The organism is Pseudomonas sp. QLc11A (assembly GCF_052112305.1).
GTDB classification, from domain to species: Bacteria; Pseudomonadota; Gammaproteobacteria; order Pseudomonadales; family Pseudomonadaceae; genus Aquipseudomonas; species Aquipseudomonas laurylsulfatiphila.
In genome coordinates, this window is record NZ_JAVAJJ010000016.1 from 87,851 (window position 1) to 102,408 (window position 14,558).

Below are 14,558 nucleotides of genomic sequence, written 5' to 3' on the forward strand. Positions count from 1 at the left end.
AGCGTCAGCCCGCTGAGACGGTCGCCCCGGTACCGGGTGAACTAAACTTCCATGAGAGGACCGTTCACCGCTGGCTCGTCGACCTGTTCGGCGAGCCGGTGGCGTGTAACAGGAACCGACATGCTTCACATCCGCACGCCTTTGATTCTGCACCCTGGCCTCTCGACCCCGACCCGCCGTATCTGGCTGAAACTGGAAAACCTGCAACCTGGCGGCTCGTTCAAAATACGCGGCATCGGCTTGCTGTGCAGCCGGGCGGCGCAGCAGGGCAAGCGCAAGGTGGTCTGTCCCTCCGGCGGTAATGCGGGACTGGCCACGGCCATGGCCGCGGCATGCCTGGGGCTCAAGGCCTGTATCGTGGTGCCGCACACCACCCCGCACAGCACTCGGGCGCGGATCAGCAAGACCGGCGCCGAGGTGATCGAGCACGGCAAGGTCTGGGACGAAGCCAATCAATGGGCCCGGGAACTCGCCCAGGACCCACGCAGTGAATTCGTGCCGGCCTTTGACCACCCTGTGTTGTGGGAAGGGCACAGCACGATGGTCGATGAAATCCTTGCCGACTGCCCGCCAGTGGATGTGCTGGTGGCATCGGTGGGCGGCGGTGGCTTGCTGGCCGGGCTGCTCACCGGCCTGATTCGTCATCGGCACACCGATTGCCGCATCGTCGCCTGCGAAACCGAAGGCGCGGCGTCGTTCGCTGCAGCAGTCGCGGCCGGGCACCCGGTCAGATTGCCGAAAATCGACACGGTTGCCACGTCCCTGGGCGCCGCGCAAGTGGCCGCCTGGCCGGTCAGGCACATCGACGATTTCCCCCATGAGTGCGTGGTGCTCAGTGATGATGAGGCGATCATGGGCGTGGTGCGTTACGCCAATGATTTGCGTCAGCTGGTCGAGCCGGCGTGCGGCGTTTCATTGGCGACCGCCTACCTGGATCACCCGGCGATTGCCGACGCCCATGACGTGGTGATCGTGGTGTGTGGCGGGGTGAGTATCAACGCGCAGCTCGTGGCCGGGTGGGCACGCCTGTCCACTGGCACACACGCGAGGCAGGGCTGGAAACGCTATCCCGGTGTCACAAGCCCCACCGCTGGCGAAGACGGTCTTCAGTGATCGGCGGCAACGCCTTCCTGGACGAGGATGGCACGGGCCAGGTCTTCGTCGCTTGCGTTGTTGAGGGCGGGATTGTCCTGACGGATCTTTTTCAACACCGACTCCAGATAAGCACCACGAATCGCACCGCCGCTGGCGACGAAGCTGGAGGCGTCATCCCGGGCGGGAATCATGAGTTTGTCGTCTTTGAACGTTGAGTACAGCGAGGCGGAAACCCCGGCCGAGGTAGCGACATCTTTGGCATCCACATCGGCCAGAGCCGAGCCTGCGGGTAAACAAAGTACCAGTGCAGAGATGATAAATAGGCGGCGCATGACGGTGTCCTCCGACAGCATTAAGCATAAGGGATGTACCACATAGTTTAGGATACGTGGCAGTCGACGAGAGTTCCGTGAGGAGGGCTCTGAGGCGTCGCCGGTGAGAGCAGGTGTAGGAGGCAGGGTCGTTGAGCGTGGATATTCAAAGCGTGGTGATCGGAGCCGGAGTCGTCGGGTTGGCGGTGGCCAGGCAGCTGGCCATGAGCGGGCGGGACGTGCTGGTGGTCGAGGCTGGAGGGGGTATTGGCACGGGCATCAGTTCGCGTAATTCAGAAGTGATTCACGCCGGCATCTATTACCTGGGCGGCAGCCTCAAGGCGCGGTTGTGCGTGGAGGGCAAGCAGCGTCTCTACACCTATTGCGATGAGCACGGTGTCGATTACCGGCGCGTGGGCAAGCTGATCGTGGCCACCGACGAACTGCAGCACGCGGCTTTGCAGCGCCTGTTGCAGCAGGGGCGTTTCAATGGTGTCGATGACCTGCAATGGCTGGATGGCCCGCAGGCGCGGGAGCTTGAACCGGCGTTGTCCTGCGTCGCGGCACTGTGGTCGCCCTCTACCGGCATCGCCGATTCCCACGGGCTGATGCTGGCACTTCAGGGCGACGCCGAGCGGTTCGGTGCGACGCTGGCCTTGCACACGCCGTTGCTGTCGGCCCTGTGCATCGACCAGGGCTTCGAGCTGCACATGGGCGGCAGCCAACCCATGACCCTGTGCTGCCGCGAAGTGATCAACTGCGCGGGGCTGTCCGCTCCCCAAGTGGCGCGCACTATCGTCGGCCTGCCAGCACAGTTCGTGCCCCAGGCGCATTGGTGCAAGGGCAGTTATTTCAGTCTCAGCGGCCGGGCACCCTTTCGGCACCTGGTGTATCCGGCCCCGGAGAGCGCCGGACTGGGCGTGCACATGACACTCGACCTGGGCGGCCAGGCGCGCTTCGGGCCGGATGTCGAATGGGTCGAGCACATTGATTACCGCGTCGAACCCCGCCGGGCCGAGGTCTTCTATCAGGCGATCCGCCGTTATTGGCCGGGGTTGCCGGACAACAGCCTGCAACCGGCCTACAGCGGCATTCGCCCGAAAATCAGCGGGCCGACCGAGCCGGCCGCCGATTTTCTCGTCAGCGGATGCGCCGAACATGGCGTGCCGGGGCTGGTGAATCTGTTCGGCATCGAATCACCGGGGCTGACCAGTTGCCTGGCGCTTGCCGGGCACGTGGTGAAACGCCTTGACGACCGATGATCAGTGCTGGCCCTGCCTTGCGGGCATCGGGTCTATGCTAGGGAGTGCGCTTACTGCCATCGGAGACCTCTGATGATCACTGTACGCACTGCCTGCCTGCTGGCCGATTACAAACGCTGGGCCAATCTGCGTCTGTTTGACAGCCTTGCGGCGCTTCCTCCGGGCGAAGTCAAAAAACAACGGGTGTCGGTGTTCAACAACATGATCGGCACCCTCAATCATGTCTACGTGGTGGATTGCATCTGGCGGGCGCATCTTGAAGGCCGGGGACATGGCTTCAAGACCTCGCACGATCTGCTGCATGCCGACCTGTCCGAACTGCGCCAGGCGCAAAAAGAGATCGATCGCTGGTACTGCGACTGGAGCGCCCGGCAAACCGATGCCTCCCTGGACAGGCCTGTGGAGTTCACCTTTGTCTCGGGCGAAAGCGGCACCATGAGCGCCGGCGCGATGCTGATGCATGTGGTCAACCACGCCAGCTACCACCGCGGCTGGGTGGTGCAGATGTACTTCGAGATTCCGGCCATGCCACCGGTGACCGACATGCCGGTGTACTTGCGCGAATCCGAGCCGGTGCTCCTGCAGTCGATCAATGCCCCGACGGTGGCGCCGCCATGTGCTGTGCAATTTTCGAACGCAACCAGCGTTCTGCCGGATCGTTATCGCTGACCCCGTTCCAGACCATCGACAGTTCGGACAGGTTGATCTCAAAGGGCGCATCGTCCGCCCGTAACTGGCTGCTGCCTTCGATCAGCGCACTGGCCGCGTAATCCGGTACGGTGGCGAGCATGTCAGTCCCCGCCAGCAAGGCCCGCAAGCCCGCAAACTGTGGCACCGCCAGCACCACCCGGCGCGAACGGCCGATGCGGGCCAGGTCATTGTCGATGGCGCCACTCAGATCCCCGGAAAACGACACCAGTGCGTGAGGGCGTTCGCAGAACTCGTCGAGGGTCAGCGGGCCGGGACGGTCATCGCCGCGCAGGATCTTCACACTCAGGTCGCGCAATTTCTTGCGCTTGGCGTTGGCCGGCAACTCCGTGGTGTAGCTGATACCGACGGAAATCTCGCCGCTGGCCAGCATCGACGACATCAGCAGGAAATTCACCCGGCGCACCACCACCACAACGTTCTGCGCCTCTTCGCGAATCTGCTTGAGCAGCGGCGGAAAGAGCCCGAATTCGGCGTCGTCGGACAGGCCGATGCGAAACACCTCGCGACTGGTGGAGGGCTCGAAATCCTTGGCCCGGCTGACTGCCCCGGAAATGGTGTCCATCGCCGGTTGCAACTCCTTGAGAATCTGCAACGCCCGCGGGGTCGGCTCCAGGGTTCGACCGTTGCGCACCAGCAACGGGTCGTCGAACAGATCGCGCAACTTGGCCAGCGACGCACTGACAGCAGGTTGACCGAGGAACAGCTTTTCCCCGGCCCGGGTCAGGTTCTTCTCGAACATCAGGGTTTCGAAAATCACCAACAGGTTCATGTCCACGCGGCGCAGGTCGTTGCGATTCATGGTGATGGCTCGGTGGGGGTGGGTTTTTTCAGTAAAGCAGCAAACCCTGCGGAATCTAGCGTTCGCTGAATACCTGTGGGAGCGAGCTTGCTCGCGATTGCGGTGCATCAGGCACATCATCGTTTACTGATGCTCCCTCATCGCGAGCAAGCTCGCTCCCACAGGTTCGGCGCTTTATTCAGACGGATCGAGTCGATCCAGCGCCCGGTTCACTGCTTGCGCGAGGAGGGCGTGATCAAGGGCTGGGGCCTGGGGGGTGAACAAGGTCGAACCCTGCGAGCTGACCCTTGATCTGAGCGAAGCGCAGCCGGACGGTTTTCTGCTGGCCGGTCGCTACACTCTTCCGGACCATGATCGCGCCTTGCAGCGTTTGATGGACGCCGCCCTGGCGCAGCAAGTCGAAATCGTTGTCGGCGGTGATTCCCGCTGCTTTCTGGCAGGCGTTGCGTGAGGCGAAGCTGATTTGCGAGCGCGCCCCCTTGCCCCTCATTGGAGCTTGAACATGAAGATTGATTTGAGCGCAAAACTGGCAATCGTCAGCGGCAGTACCGCCGGCATTGGCCTGGGCATCAGCCAGGCACTGGCCGAGGCGGGCGCCACGGTGGTGGTGATCGGCCGCGATACGGCCAAGGTCGAGCAGGCACTGGCGAGCATCCGTCAGCGTGTTCCTGCTGCGCAATTGCGTGGCGTGACCGCCGACCTGGGCACCGCCGAAGGCGCCGAGAAACTGTTCGCCGCCGAACCACGGGCAGACATCCTGGTGAACAACCTCGGGATCTTCAACACGGTGGACTTCTACGACGCCCCGGACAGTGAGTGGACGCGCTTCTACGAGGTCAACGTGATCTCCGGTGTGCGCCTGTCCCGGCACTACACACCGGGCATGGTCAAGCAGGGTTGGGGGCGGGTGATCTTCCTGTCTTCGGAATCCGGCGTGGCGACACCGGCGGACATGATCAACTATGGCGTGACCAAAAGCGCCAACCTGGCGGTGTCCCATGGCCTGGCCAAACGCCTGGCCGGCACCGGGGTGACGGTCAACGCGATCCTGCCCGGCCCGACCTTTACCGATGGCCTGGAAGACATGCTCAAGGACGCCACGGCCGAATCCGGGCGCAGCGCCCGGGACGAAGCCGATGCGTTCGTGCGCAAGGCCCGGCCGACGTCGATCATCCAGCGCGTGGCGGACGTCGAGGAGGTTGCCAATCTGGTGGCCTACATCGCTTCGCCGTTATCCTCGGCCACCACCGGTGCTGCCTTGCGGGTCGACGGCGGTGTCGTCGACAGCCTGGCCATCTGAACCTTATTGATTGGAGAAAGCATTTCATGGCAACTGCAACAGCCTTCATCGACATCCCGGTTTCGGCCGAACAGGTCTGGCAATTGATTGGCGGGTTCAACTCGCTGCCGGACTGGCTGCCGTTCATTCCCAGGAGCGAGCTCAGTGACGGCGGGCGCGTGCGCAGCCTGCAAACGGCGGATGGCGCGGTGGTGATCGAACGCCTGCAAACCTTCGACAACATGGGCCGAACCTACAGCTACTCGATTGAGCAGGCACCCTTTCCGGCGACTGAATATCTGGCGACGATCAAGGTCGAGGCGCAAGGCGATGGCGCGCGGGTGACCTGGTCCGGGCGGTTTGAACCGGTGGGCGTGAGCAATGAGGAGGTGGAGGCGTTGTTTACCGGCATCTATCAGGGTGGACTTGAGGCCTTGCGGGCCAACTACCCGGCCTGATTCACCCAGCGGAAAACACCACCAATCCCCTGTGGGAGGATCATTGTTTGTAAGCGTTTGTCAGGCCGGTGCAATCAAACTCTCCCGGCAATCAAGCACCAGCCGCGCGCCGCCCAGTTCGCTGCTGCCCACCTCCAGCGTAAATCCGTGCAGGCTGACAATCGCCGCGACGATGGACAGGCCCAGCCCGAAGCCGGTCTTTTGATTGCCAGCCTCGGCACGATAGAAACGCTGGAATACCGCTTCACGCTCCGCCTCGGGAATGCCGGGGCCGGAGTCGAGCACTTCGATCCGTGTATGCCCGCCAGCATTGACCCCGCGCAAGATCACCGCACCGCCGGGTGGGGTGAATTTGATCGAGTTGCTGAGCAGGTTCGCCACGGCTTCGAACAGCAGCGCCCGATCGCCGTTGAGTGAGGGCAATGACGCGGGGAGGTGCAACTGGAAAACCAGGCCGTCGTCTTCCGCCAGGGGCAGGTAGAACTCATGCAGTTCCTGCAACAACGCCACGGGGTCCAGTTGCACGAACCCGGAGCGGCGCCGGCGATCTTCCAGTTCGGAAATCCGCAGCAGGCCACGGAAACGCGCCATCAGCGTATCGGCTTCGGCCAGCACCAGGTCCAGTTGCATGGCCTGCGGTGAGCCTTCGCCGGCTTGCTGCTGCATGCGGTAAAGCTGCGCGCGCAGACGGGTCAGGGGCGTGCGCAGGTCATGGGCGATGTTGTCGCACACGCCCTTGACCTCATGCATCAGGCGCTCGATGCGTTCGAGCATGGCGTTGACGATGGCGGCGAGCATGTCCAGTTCGTCACGCCGATTGGACAGTGGCAGGCGCCGGCTCAGGTCGCCCGCGACTATGGCTTCGGCACTGGCCTGGATCCCGCGGATGCGGCGCAACGGCCGGCGCCGCAGCAGATACCAGCCGACGATGCCCGGCAGGATGGTCAGGGTCACCCCCCAGAACAGCGCGTGAAGAATGATGCGGGTCACGGCGAACAGCGAACCGTTGTCGCGCACCAGCACCAGCCAGCGGCCGTCGAGGGTGCGGGTCGCCACGGCGTCGCAACTGTCGGCGGGCAGCGTCTGGTCATCATTGTCGCCGTAGGCATCGCAGTCGCGCAGCATGTGGATCTTGCCATCGAGCGGCAAGCCCTCCGGAATGTAGCGCAGGGCGCCACTGAGATAGTGGTGCCGGGCATCGAACAGGCCGTAGGCGTCGATGCCGCGGATGTCGAAGGCCATGCTGACGGCGAGGGCGTCCACCAGTTGCTCGCCCGAGAAACGCGAAAACAGGTGCTGGCGCTGCATCAGTGAATGCTTGGCCAGGTTGTCCAGGTAAGCGGAAACCTCGTAGTACATGACCCCCATGAGAATCCCGCTCCAGATCACGAACAGCGAACTGTAGAGCGCCAGCAAACGGCTGCTGGAGGAACGCCAGCCTTTAGACGGGTTCGGCAATGACATAACCCGAGCCTCGCACGGTCCGAATCAGTGGAACATTGCCAGGCGGGTCGATTTTCTTGCGCAGACGGCCGATGTGTACGTCGATCAGGTTGGTGCCAGGGTCGAAGTGGTAACCCCAGACTTCTTCGAAAATCATCATCCGCGAGAGGATTTGCCCGGTATTGCGCATCAGGAATTCCAGCAGTTTGTACTCGGTGGGCAGCAGCGTCAGCAGTTGACCGTCGCGGCTCGCTTCGTGGCTGATCAGGTTCAGCTCCAGATCCGCCACCCGCAACGTGGTGGCCTGGGCGGTCACGGTGTTCTGCCGGCGCAGCAGGACTTCGACCCGGGCGGCCATTTCATCGGTGGCGAAGGGTTTGGTCAGGTAGTCGTCGCCGCCGGCGCGCAAGCCGCGCACGCGCTCATCGACGTCGGAGAGTGCGCTGATCATCAGGATCGGTGTCGCCACGCCCATGGTCCGCAGCGTGGTGACGATCGCCAGGCCATCGAGCTCGGGCAACATGCGGTCGAGGGTGATCAGGTCATAGTTGCCGCTCACAGCACGCTCCAGCCCTTCGCGGCCATTGTCGACCCAGTCGACGTCGAGGCCGTGGCTACTCAGTTCGGCGACAATTTCCCGGGCGGTCACGGCGTCGTCTTCGATGGTCAAGATGCGGGTCATAAGGCTGGCCTGATTTGCAGTTCAATACGAAGTTGCGAGCATTTTGCCAAGAAAAAAACGCGACTTAATAAATTAACTTTCATCTGGGCGGGGTCGCTTCACGCATTCCCGGGGAATTGTAGGAGCCAGCCTGCTGGCGATGGACTCAAATGCGCCACGTTTATCCAGTTCACACGCGTAATCGTTAACGACCATCGCTGCGATGCGGCGACCCGACAAGCCAGCTCCCGAAAAACCAGTGAACGCCCCCCCCAAAAAAAAAGGTTGTCTGACCGCCAGTGGCAACGCAAATAACCCATGCATAAAACCCGTTGGCTCAACCTGATCCTTGCAGTTTGCATGGGGCCGGGAAGTTCAAACTTTCTAAACGATTGAAGCGCAACGATTTATTCAAAGTGCGTGACTGGCACGGTGACTGCAATTCCTTCCTCGAAGAGTTGTAACACCATCTTTCTGCCTGGAGCGATACAACTATGAATAGATCCTCTGACGGTTTCTATCCCGCCATGGACGAGTCAACCACGCTGTCCGGCGTGTCCTGGGGGGCGATTTTCGCGGGTGCCGCTGCCGCGGCGGCGTTGTCGCTGATCCTGGTGTTGCTTGGCTTCGGCCTGGGTTTTTCGGCGGTGTCGCCTTGGGCCAATGAAGGCGTGAGCGCCAAAGGCCTGGGAATCTCGACCATTGTCTGGCTGGCCTTCACCCAGATTGTCGCTTCGGGGCTTGGCGGTTACATCGCCGGGCGACTGCGGGTGAAGTGGGCGTACATGCACGGCGATGAAGTTTACTTTCGCGACACGGCCCATGGTTTTCTGGCCTGGTGCGTGGCGACGCTGGTGACGGCCACGCTGGTCGCCGGGTCGGTCAGCAGTCTGGTCGGCGGTGGCGTGCAGGCCGGGGCGAACCTGGTCGGCGGTGCCGCCAGTGCCGCGACGCAAGCCGTGGGCACTGCGGCGGGCAATACCCAAGGCGATGAGTACGGTTACTTCGTCGACAGCCTGTTCCGTGATGATCGCCCGGTTGCCGTCAGTGATGATGCGGCCCGGGGCACCGTCACCCGGATCTTTGTGCGTTCCCTGAACAGAGGTGAGCTGGCCGCCGAAGACCGGACTTACCTGGCGCAACTGGTCGCGCAGCGGACCAACCTCACCCAGGCCGACGCCGAACGTCGTGTCGATGAAGTCTATGCCCGCACCCGGCAAGCCGTGGCCGACGCCAAGCTGGCCGCTCAACAAGCCGCTGACACCGCCGCGAAAGTTGCGGCGTGGACCACGCTGTGGATGTTCGTTGCGCTGTTGGCCGGTGCGTTTTTCGCCAGCCTTGCCGCGACCTTCGGCGGTCGTCGTCGGGATGCGGTGGTGTATCTGGAAACCGATACCTACGTCACCACTGCATCGATTCGTTAATCCAGGAGAACTACCATGCGTTCATTACTGCTGTTCTTTCTCGGCGTGCCGATCCCGATCATTATCTTGATTGCGTTGTTTGTGCATTGATTCGACTGCCGCTTCTGCCTTTGGGTGAAGCGGCGCTTTTGCTTAAGCCATCGCGAGCAAGCTCGCTCCCACAGGGAATCACGCGTTCCTGTGGGAGCGACGGTGCGGCGATCCGACTTGCTCGCGATGACGGTCGATGAGGCGAAATGAATCCGTCAGTCAATCGGCGTACTGACAAACACCTCAAGCCCTTCGGCATACGCCGTGAACGCGGCGACCCGCGGAAACTGCGCCGCACTCACCTGGTCCGGTACCACCAGGTTGGTGAAGCTCCAGGCTACCGCCAGCGTAATGCCGTCCTGCTCGATCACACCCTCAGTCTTCAGCGGCTGCTTTTCCAGCTCCCGCTCCAGCGCCGAATACGCCGCCACCAGTTGTCCTTCGACCCGCTGCACCCAAGGTTCGAATTGAATTTCCACCGGCCGCAGGTTGCGCTCGTAGTAAAGCTGCACGGACTTTTCGCTGGCGGCCAGCGCCAGGCCGATCAGGCGCAACGCGCGCAGACGCTGAGTCGGTTCGACGGGCATCAGGCTGTTATCGGCCAGGGTTTCCAGGTAGTCGATGATCAGCGTCGAGTCCATCAACACCTCACCGTCATCCAGCACCAGGGTGGGCGCCTTGACCACCGGGTTGATCTGCCGGAATTGTTCGAAATGGCGGAACACCGAAACCGATTGATGTTCCAGCGTGATTCCCAGGCATTTGGCAGAAATGGCGGCGCGCCTGACATAGGGCGAGTCCAGCATACCGATCAGCTTCATGGTCCTTTCCTTTATATGGCCATTTCGGGAGGACAACCTTAGCTGAGGTTCGCCGTCGTGCAAATGGCAGGGAAAATGGCCCCGTGCAGGCCGTTTGTCTTCTATATACAGCCGCTCGATTGAATTTCTTGCTATAAACGCACTCCGATTACCGCCTCAAAGCCTGCCGTAGAGCATTTTCAGGGCTTTGTCGGACAAATTCGCTGTCTTTTCAGTTGCTGAGGCCTCAAGTCGGCCTTAGACTGCCGCCCCTCGTAAATTGAGTGCCGGGTGGCGCTTGGAACAAACGGCGCCTTTCCGATGGCCTGCCAAGGTCTGCCGGAACGCTCCCTAATTCGCCTTAATGCACGTTTTTTTATAGAGATATCAATGACAAAGGACAAGTTGCTGGCCATGCCGGCGGATGACTACATGAATGCCGAGCAACATGCTTTTTTCTCCGAGCTGTTGCAGAACATGAAAGTCGAAACCCATGAGCGCATCGAACAGAACCGCATCGCCATCGAAAGCCTGGACACCCCGGCCGATCCGGCAGACGCGGCTTCGGTCGAAGAAGAGCGCACCTGGCTGGTGAACGCGATCGATCGCGACCAGCGCATGCTGCCTCAGTTGGAACAAGCCCTTGAGCGCATCAAGGAAGACAGCTTTGGCTGGTGCGACGACAGCGGCGAGCCGATTGGCCTCAAGCGCCTGCTGATCAGTCCGACCACCAAGTACTGCATCGAAGCTCAAGAGCGTCACGAGCAAATCGACAAGCACCAGCGTCAGGCCTGATTCTGTGAGGCAGCCCGGTTAAACCGGGCTGCCTTGAAAAGATCGCAGCCTGTGGCAACTCCTACGCAATTGAAGTAGGGCGTTGTTGCAGGCTGCGATCTTTGTTTTCGGTCGTCTGCGATTTCCCGATTCTTCTATTGATCTGCTGCAAGGTTCGCGACTAAAGGCTCATGGATAATGGCCTTATGCCGGCGTTTAATGCGAAGACAACAATTAGAAGTTTTCCGGGGTGACGATGATGACAAGAGACGGGTCTCTGGCTGCGGCAGTGTCTGCACCAATGCTGTTGCCGAAAAACCGCTGGCTGACACCGACGCTGCAAAGCATCGCCCTGATGCTGTTGTTATGTGGCATGACGTTGGGCGGTTGGTCGCTCTACCTTGGCCTGCCCCTGGCCGTACTGATCATCTGGCTGCCTCGTTTGCGTTCGCGCGCGACCCCACAGGCGGCTTCCCCCGACAACGCTGATGCCATCGGCGGTTTGACTCGCGATCTTTCCTACACCACCAGCCATAACGCGCTCTCGGCCGCCGGGGTGGCGTTCTCGGTTCGGCAATTGGCGCAAAAGCTGCAATCGCAACTCTCGGCGGCGGCACAGATCGTCAGCAACGCCGAGGTCATGATTACCACCGAACACGCCACCTCGCTGCTCAGTCGCCAGGCGCTGAGCGCCGCCAGCGAGGCTCATCAAAGCGGCGTGATGGGGCGTACTGAACTGATCGAGTCCATTGCCCGCATGCATCAGCTCAGCCAGCGCGCCAGTAACAGCCGTGAACTGATCGAAGCCTTGAGCCTGCGCAGCGATGATATCCAGCGCGTGACCCTGGTGATTCAGTCCATCGCCAGCCAGACCAACCTGTTGGCGTTGAACGCCGCCATTGAAGCGGCGCGGGCGGGGGAGCACGGTCGCGGTTTTGCCGTGGTGGCCGATGAGGTTCGCGGGCTTGCCGCGCGCACGGCGACCGCGACGGGCGAAGTCGGCGAGATGGTGGCCGATATCCAGCAACGTACGACACAGGTGGTGGAGCAGATCCGCCAACTGTCCAGCGACCTCGACACCGGCGTCGAGCAGGTCGAGCGCACGGGGCAGCATCTGGAGAACATTGCCCGTCTGGCGGCCAGTGTCGAGTCCCAGGTCGGGGAAATCGCCCAGGGCGCAGACACCAACCGTGAACAGCTCGACAGCCTGTTTCATGCCATTGAACAGATGCGCAGCGACCTGGCGGTCAGCGACCAGCAGACTCAGCGCCTGGCCCAGGCGGCGGTGCAAATGGAAGGGCAGGCCGAAACCATCAGCGAGCGACTGGCCGAGGTGGGGCTGGATGATTATCACCAGCGGATCTATGACCTGGCCCGGGAAGGCGCGAGCCGGATTGCAGAGCGTTTCGAGGCGGATATCGATGCCGGTCGAATCAGTCTGGACGATCTGTTCGACCGCAACTACCAGGTCATCCCCCATACCAGCCCGGCCAAGTACCAGACGCGTTTCGACCGCTACACCGATCAGGTGTTGCCAACGATCCAGGAACCGTTGTTGCCGCGTCACGAAGGATTGGTGTTCGCCATCGCCTGCACCCAGCAGGGTTATGTGCCGACCCACAACCATGCGTTCAGCCAGCCGCTGACGGGGGACGCACAGGTCGATGCCTTGCAGAACCGGACCAAACGCAAGTTCGCCGACCGCACCGGGATCCGCTGCGGCAGCCATCAGAAGGCGGTGCTGCTGCAAACCTATACCCGCGACACCGGCGAGTTGATGCACGATCTTTCGGTGCCGATCATGCTCAAGGGGCGGCATTGGGGCGGTTTGCGCCTGGGCTACAAGCCGGAAAAGCCGCGCTAGGAACCCCGGGTTGCCGTGTAATGCCGTTCAACTGTAGGAGCGAGCTTGCTCGCGATGGACTCAAGAGCGCCGCGTTTAGACAGTAAACACGCGTCATCGTTAACGACCATCGCGAGCAAGCTCGCTCCTACAGTGGATCGGGTTGCCGGGTGATTGTTACAAATCCTGCAACTAACCTGTGCAGGGTTTTGCTGTTTCCTCACTGGCAACCTAATTAACATAGCTATTAATTAGGTTGCTAATGAAGTTCGGGGGGCAGCATGCAAGGCAAAGTTGATATCGCGGTCATGATCGGCAGCGGCGTACCTGCCAATCTGCGCTCCATGGGACGCAAGGTTTGCTGGGTGGTGTTGCTCAATGGCGAGCGCCGGGGCACGGCGTTCTCCAGTCGCGACGAAGCGCAGGAGTGCAAGGCTGCCTGGTTGGCGCAATTGAACGCCGAAAGACCTGACAGCCAGCATTGAAATGGTCAGTGGGTCTGATGCATGCGCAGGTTCAGGTCGTCGACCACCCGCGCCCAGTCTGCGTCTTCGCGCAGTTGTTCCTTGAGGAAGCCGGCCTGCTGCGGTGACCAGAACTCGGCGTCGATGAGCTTCTTGTCGTCGGGCAGGAAATGGCCGGCAATGAAGTCGTCGATCGCTTTCTGGCTGGAGTCCAGGCCGAGCTGGTCGAACAGGCCTTTCAGGTCGTGTGTCGGTGATTCCATCTTCATCTCCTTGCAGGTCATCAGTCGGGTCGAGGGGCGATGTGCGGTCTCCTGATTTGGAGGGCGCCGCACGGGTGGAGTTCGATCACGATGTTCAAACGCAACACAGAGCATAGACCGCCAATCCGGGTGTCAGGCTTTCAGTGCCCCGGCATCGACCGCCGCCTTCAGTTCCCTGGCCGATTCCTGGGCCGCAATGGCAGCGACATCCGGGGTTTTGAACCAGCGATCTTTTTCGACCTGGTGATAGGTCACGGTCTTGAGCGGAGGTTTGGCGCGCATGACAATCACGGCCTGGAATTCACCCTCGACTTCTCTGGCTTCACCGCGGATAAAAAACTCGCCGATATCAAATTCCGTCACGTTGCAGACTTCCCCTGGAAATACATTGTTGTTGTCAACGCCATCCGATTTGTTGCGGATCCGTTTTATTGGGCGGGCAGTATGGCAGTAGTTGCCCGTCGACGGCTGAGATAAGTCGACGGGCAGAGCAAACGTCGATGGAAATGAGCGCGGCGGGTATGTCAACCGTGTGATTCAAGAAACCGGGCGAGGGCGCAGGCTTCGTTATGATTGGCTCGGAAACCTCTTACACAGCCTGTAGAAATATCCTTGATGTGAAAGAAGGCAATGCCCGCCATCACCACCTGAAATCGCGGGCGGGGAGGGGCATCGAGAAGCGGCTCAGAGGGGCCGAACGGTATCGGCTGCGAGATCGCTGCTGTTTTCGAGTCAGGTACCAAGGGATAGGCAAAGTGTGTCAGTGTGCACATATGAAGTCCTTTTCATTGTTTTGCCGACGTATGTACGTCGTTTTGGCTAGTCTTCAGGAGCATCGCTGCTCTAGAATCACCCTTATTGGTGGGTGAATGATGTTTATCTAAAGCAATTTTTTGCTGATGATATGTAGGAAAATTTGTTCTCTTGGTGAGATTTTTCCC

Annotated in this window: 17 protein-coding genes and 1 pseudogene; 10 read left to right on the forward strand and 8 right to left on the reverse strand. The window is 61.0% G+C overall.

The features are described from left to right. Positions 1 to 120: 120 nt before the first annotated feature. Positions 121 to 1,113, forward strand: coding sequence for a pyridoxal-phosphate dependent enzyme (locus Q8X48_RS21815; RefSeq protein WP_407801482.1), 993 nt, complete (start codon positions 121 to 123; stop codon positions 1,111 to 1,113). On the opposite strand, the gene Q8X48_RS21820 is transcribed toward Q8X48_RS21815, so the two are convergent. Then, positions 1,107 to 1,427, reverse strand: coding sequence for a DUF2388 domain-containing protein (locus Q8X48_RS21820; protein ID WP_095967997.1), 321 nt, complete (start codon positions 1,425 to 1,427; stop codon positions 1,107 to 1,109). The genes Q8X48_RS21815 and Q8X48_RS21820 overlap by 7 nt on opposite strands. A gap of 131 nt (positions 1,428 to 1,558) precedes the next feature. Here Q8X48_RS21820 and Q8X48_RS21825 point away from each other — a divergent pair, with 131 nt between their 5' ends. After that, positions 1,559 to 2,668 carry an NAD(P)/FAD-dependent oxidoreductase gene (locus tag Q8X48_RS21825; RefSeq protein ID WP_407801483.1) on the forward strand — a complete coding sequence of 370 codons (1,110 nt, stop codon included), beginning with the start codon at positions 1,559 to 1,561 and terminating at the stop codon, positions 2,666 to 2,668. 72 nt (positions 2,669 to 2,740) lie between these two features. Further along, complete coding sequence (locus tag Q8X48_RS21830; protein ID WP_407801484.1) at positions 2,741 to 3,337, forward strand: DinB family protein; 597 nt, start codon at positions 2,741 to 2,743, stop codon at positions 3,335 to 3,337. Here Q8X48_RS21830 and Q8X48_RS21835 read toward each other — a convergent pair. After that, positions 3,258 to 4,178 (reverse strand): LysR family transcriptional regulator, encoded by a 921-nt coding sequence (locus Q8X48_RS21835; RefSeq protein WP_015094492.1) that lies wholly within the window; start codon positions 4,176 to 4,178, stop codon positions 3,258 to 3,260. The two genes, Q8X48_RS21830 and Q8X48_RS21835, sit on opposite strands and share 80 nt — an antisense overlap. A gap of 132 nt (positions 4,179 to 4,310) precedes the next feature. Here Q8X48_RS21835 and Q8X48_RS21840 point away from each other — a divergent pair. The 3 genes and pseudogenes from Q8X48_RS21840 to Q8X48_RS21850 all read left to right on the forward strand — a co-directional run. Further along, positions 4,311 to 4,626: pseudogene (locus tag Q8X48_RS21840) on the forward strand (hypothetical protein); the annotation flags it as partial. A gap of 54 nt (positions 4,627 to 4,680) precedes the next feature. Beyond that, positions 4,681 to 5,478 (forward strand): SDR family NAD(P)-dependent oxidoreductase, encoded by a 798-nt coding sequence (locus tag Q8X48_RS21845; protein ID WP_007973742.1) that lies wholly within the window; start codon positions 4,681 to 4,683, stop codon positions 5,476 to 5,478. A gap of 26 nt (positions 5,479 to 5,504) precedes the next feature. Beyond that, on the forward strand, positions 5,505 to 5,915 hold the full coding sequence (locus tag Q8X48_RS21850; RefSeq protein ID WP_407801485.1) for an SRPBCC family protein: 411 nt from the start codon (positions 5,505 to 5,507) through the stop codon (positions 5,913 to 5,915). 60 nt (positions 5,916 to 5,975) lie between these two features. Here the strand turns inward: Q8X48_RS21850 and Q8X48_RS21855 are convergent, their stop codons facing one another. Together Q8X48_RS21855 and Q8X48_RS21860 are read right to left on the reverse strand one after the other, a co-directional pair. After that, the gene (locus Q8X48_RS21855) at positions 5,976 to 7,379 is read right to left on the reverse strand and encodes a sensor histidine kinase (protein ID WP_407801486.1); all 1,404 of its coding nucleotides are present in this window, start codon (positions 7,377 to 7,379) and stop codon (positions 5,976 to 5,978) included. Next, positions 7,357 to 8,040, reverse strand: a complete 684-nt coding sequence (locus Q8X48_RS21860) for a response regulator transcription factor (protein WP_020796732.1) — start codon at positions 8,038 to 8,040, stop codon at positions 7,357 to 7,359. Before Q8X48_RS21860 ends, Q8X48_RS21855 begins: the two co-directional genes overlap by 23 nt. Positions 8,041 to 8,513: 473 nt before the next feature. On the opposite strand from Q8X48_RS21860, the gene Q8X48_RS21865 reads away from it, so the two are divergent. Further along, entirely contained in the window at positions 8,514 to 9,443 is a 930-nt protein-coding gene (locus tag Q8X48_RS21865) for a hypothetical protein (RefSeq protein ID WP_407801487.1), read from the forward strand. Positions 9,444 to 9,688: 245 nt separating this feature from the next. Here the strand turns inward: Q8X48_RS21865 and Q8X48_RS21870 are convergent, their stop codons facing one another. After that, positions 9,689 to 10,294, reverse strand: a complete 606-nt coding sequence (locus Q8X48_RS21870; RefSeq protein WP_407801488.1) for a glutathione S-transferase — start codon at positions 10,292 to 10,294, stop codon at positions 9,689 to 9,691. A gap of 369 nt (positions 10,295 to 10,663) precedes the next feature. Between Q8X48_RS21870 and Q8X48_RS21875 the strand changes: the two genes are divergently transcribed. The 3 genes from Q8X48_RS21875 (at position 10,664) to Q8X48_RS21885 (ending at position 13,375) form a co-directional block, all read left to right on the forward strand. After that, positions 10,664 to 11,068: a TraR/DksA family transcriptional regulator gene (locus tag Q8X48_RS21875; RefSeq protein ID WP_007935965.1), complete on the forward strand. Its 405-nt coding sequence runs from the start codon at positions 10,664 to 10,666 to the stop codon at positions 11,066 to 11,068. A 700-nt stretch (positions 11,069 to 11,768) separates the two neighbouring features. Further along, positions 11,769 to 12,911 (forward strand): methyl-accepting chemotaxis protein, encoded by a 1,143-nt coding sequence (locus tag Q8X48_RS21880; protein WP_407801532.1) that lies wholly within the window; start codon positions 11,769 to 11,771, stop codon positions 12,909 to 12,911. Positions 12,912 to 13,171: 260 nt separating this feature from the next. Next, complete coding sequence (locus Q8X48_RS21885) at positions 13,172 to 13,375, forward strand: hypothetical protein (RefSeq protein ID WP_095967987.1); 204 nt, start codon at positions 13,172 to 13,174, stop codon at positions 13,373 to 13,375. A 5-nt stretch (positions 13,376 to 13,380) separates the two neighbouring features. Here Q8X48_RS21885 and Q8X48_RS21890 read toward each other — a convergent pair whose 3' ends face one another. From Q8X48_RS21890 to Q8X48_RS21900, 3 genes are all read right to left on the reverse strand, one after another. Further along, positions 13,381 to 13,617 (reverse strand): DUF2789 domain-containing protein, encoded by a 237-nt coding sequence (locus tag Q8X48_RS21890; RefSeq protein WP_015094504.1) that lies wholly within the window; start codon positions 13,615 to 13,617, stop codon positions 13,381 to 13,383. 132 nt (positions 13,618 to 13,749) lie between these two features. Next, positions 13,750 to 13,980, reverse strand: coding sequence for a hypothetical protein (locus Q8X48_RS21895; protein ID WP_007973761.1), 231 nt, complete (start codon positions 13,978 to 13,980; stop codon positions 13,750 to 13,752). A 161-nt stretch (positions 13,981 to 14,141) separates the two neighbouring features. Continuing rightward, positions 14,142 to 14,390: a hypothetical protein gene (locus tag Q8X48_RS21900; RefSeq protein WP_095967986.1), complete on the reverse strand. Its 249-nt coding sequence runs from the start codon at positions 14,388 to 14,390 to the stop codon at positions 14,142 to 14,144. Positions 14,391 to 14,558: the final 168 nt, after the last annotated feature.

Bases quoted from the DNA above. Each gene is read 5' to 3' on its own strand.
- Q8X48_RS21875 (WP_007935965.1), top strand. From the start codon at position 10,664: ATGACAAAGGACAAGTTGCTGGCCATGCCGGCGGATGACTACATGAAT.
- Q8X48_RS21835 (WP_015094492.1), bottom strand. From the start codon at position 4,178: ATGAATCGCAACGACCTGCGCCGCGTGGACATGAACCTGTTGGTGATT.
- Q8X48_RS21830 (WP_407801484.1), top strand. From the start codon at position 2,741: ATGATCACTGTACGCACTGCCTGCCTGCTGGCCGATTACAAACGCTGG.
- Q8X48_RS21890 (WP_015094504.1), bottom strand. From the start codon at position 13,617: ATGGAATCACCGACACACGACCTGAAAGGCCTGTTCGACCAGCTCGGC.
- Q8X48_RS21885 (WP_095967987.1), top strand. From the start codon at position 13,172: ATGCAAGGCAAAGTTGATATCGCGGTCATGATCGGCAGCGGCGTACCT.
- Q8X48_RS21900 (WP_095967986.1), bottom strand. From the start codon at position 14,390: ATGTGCACACTGACACACTTTGCCTATCCCTTGGTACCTGACTCGAAA.
- Q8X48_RS21855 (WP_407801486.1), bottom strand. From the start codon at position 7,379: ATGTCATTGCCGAACCCGTCTAAAGGCTGGCGTTCCTCCAGCAGCCGT.
- Q8X48_RS21820 (WP_095967997.1), bottom strand. From the start codon at position 1,427: ATGCGCCGCCTATTTATCATCTCTGCACTGGTACTTTGTTTACCCGCA.
- Q8X48_RS21860 (WP_020796732.1), bottom strand. From the start codon at position 8,040: ATGACCCGCATCTTGACCATCGAAGACGACGCCGTGACCGCCCGGGAA.
- Q8X48_RS21845 (WP_007973742.1), top strand. From the start codon at position 4,681: ATGAAGATTGATTTGAGCGCAAAACTGGCAATCGTCAGCGGCAGTACC.
- Q8X48_RS21880 (WP_407801532.1), top strand. From the start codon at position 11,769: ATGGGGCGTACTGAACTGATCGAGTCCATTGCCCGCATGCATCAGCTC.
- Q8X48_RS21850 (WP_407801485.1), top strand. From the start codon at position 5,505: ATGGCAACTGCAACAGCCTTCATCGACATCCCGGTTTCGGCCGAACAG.
- Q8X48_RS21865 (WP_407801487.1), top strand. From the start codon at position 8,514: ATGAATAGATCCTCTGACGGTTTCTATCCCGCCATGGACGAGTCAACC.
- Q8X48_RS21870 (WP_407801488.1), bottom strand. From the start codon at position 10,294: ATGAAGCTGATCGGTATGCTGGACTCGCCCTATGTCAGGCGCGCCGCC.
- Q8X48_RS21815 (WP_407801482.1), top strand. From the start codon at position 121: ATGCTTCACATCCGCACGCCTTTGATTCTGCACCCTGGCCTCTCGACC.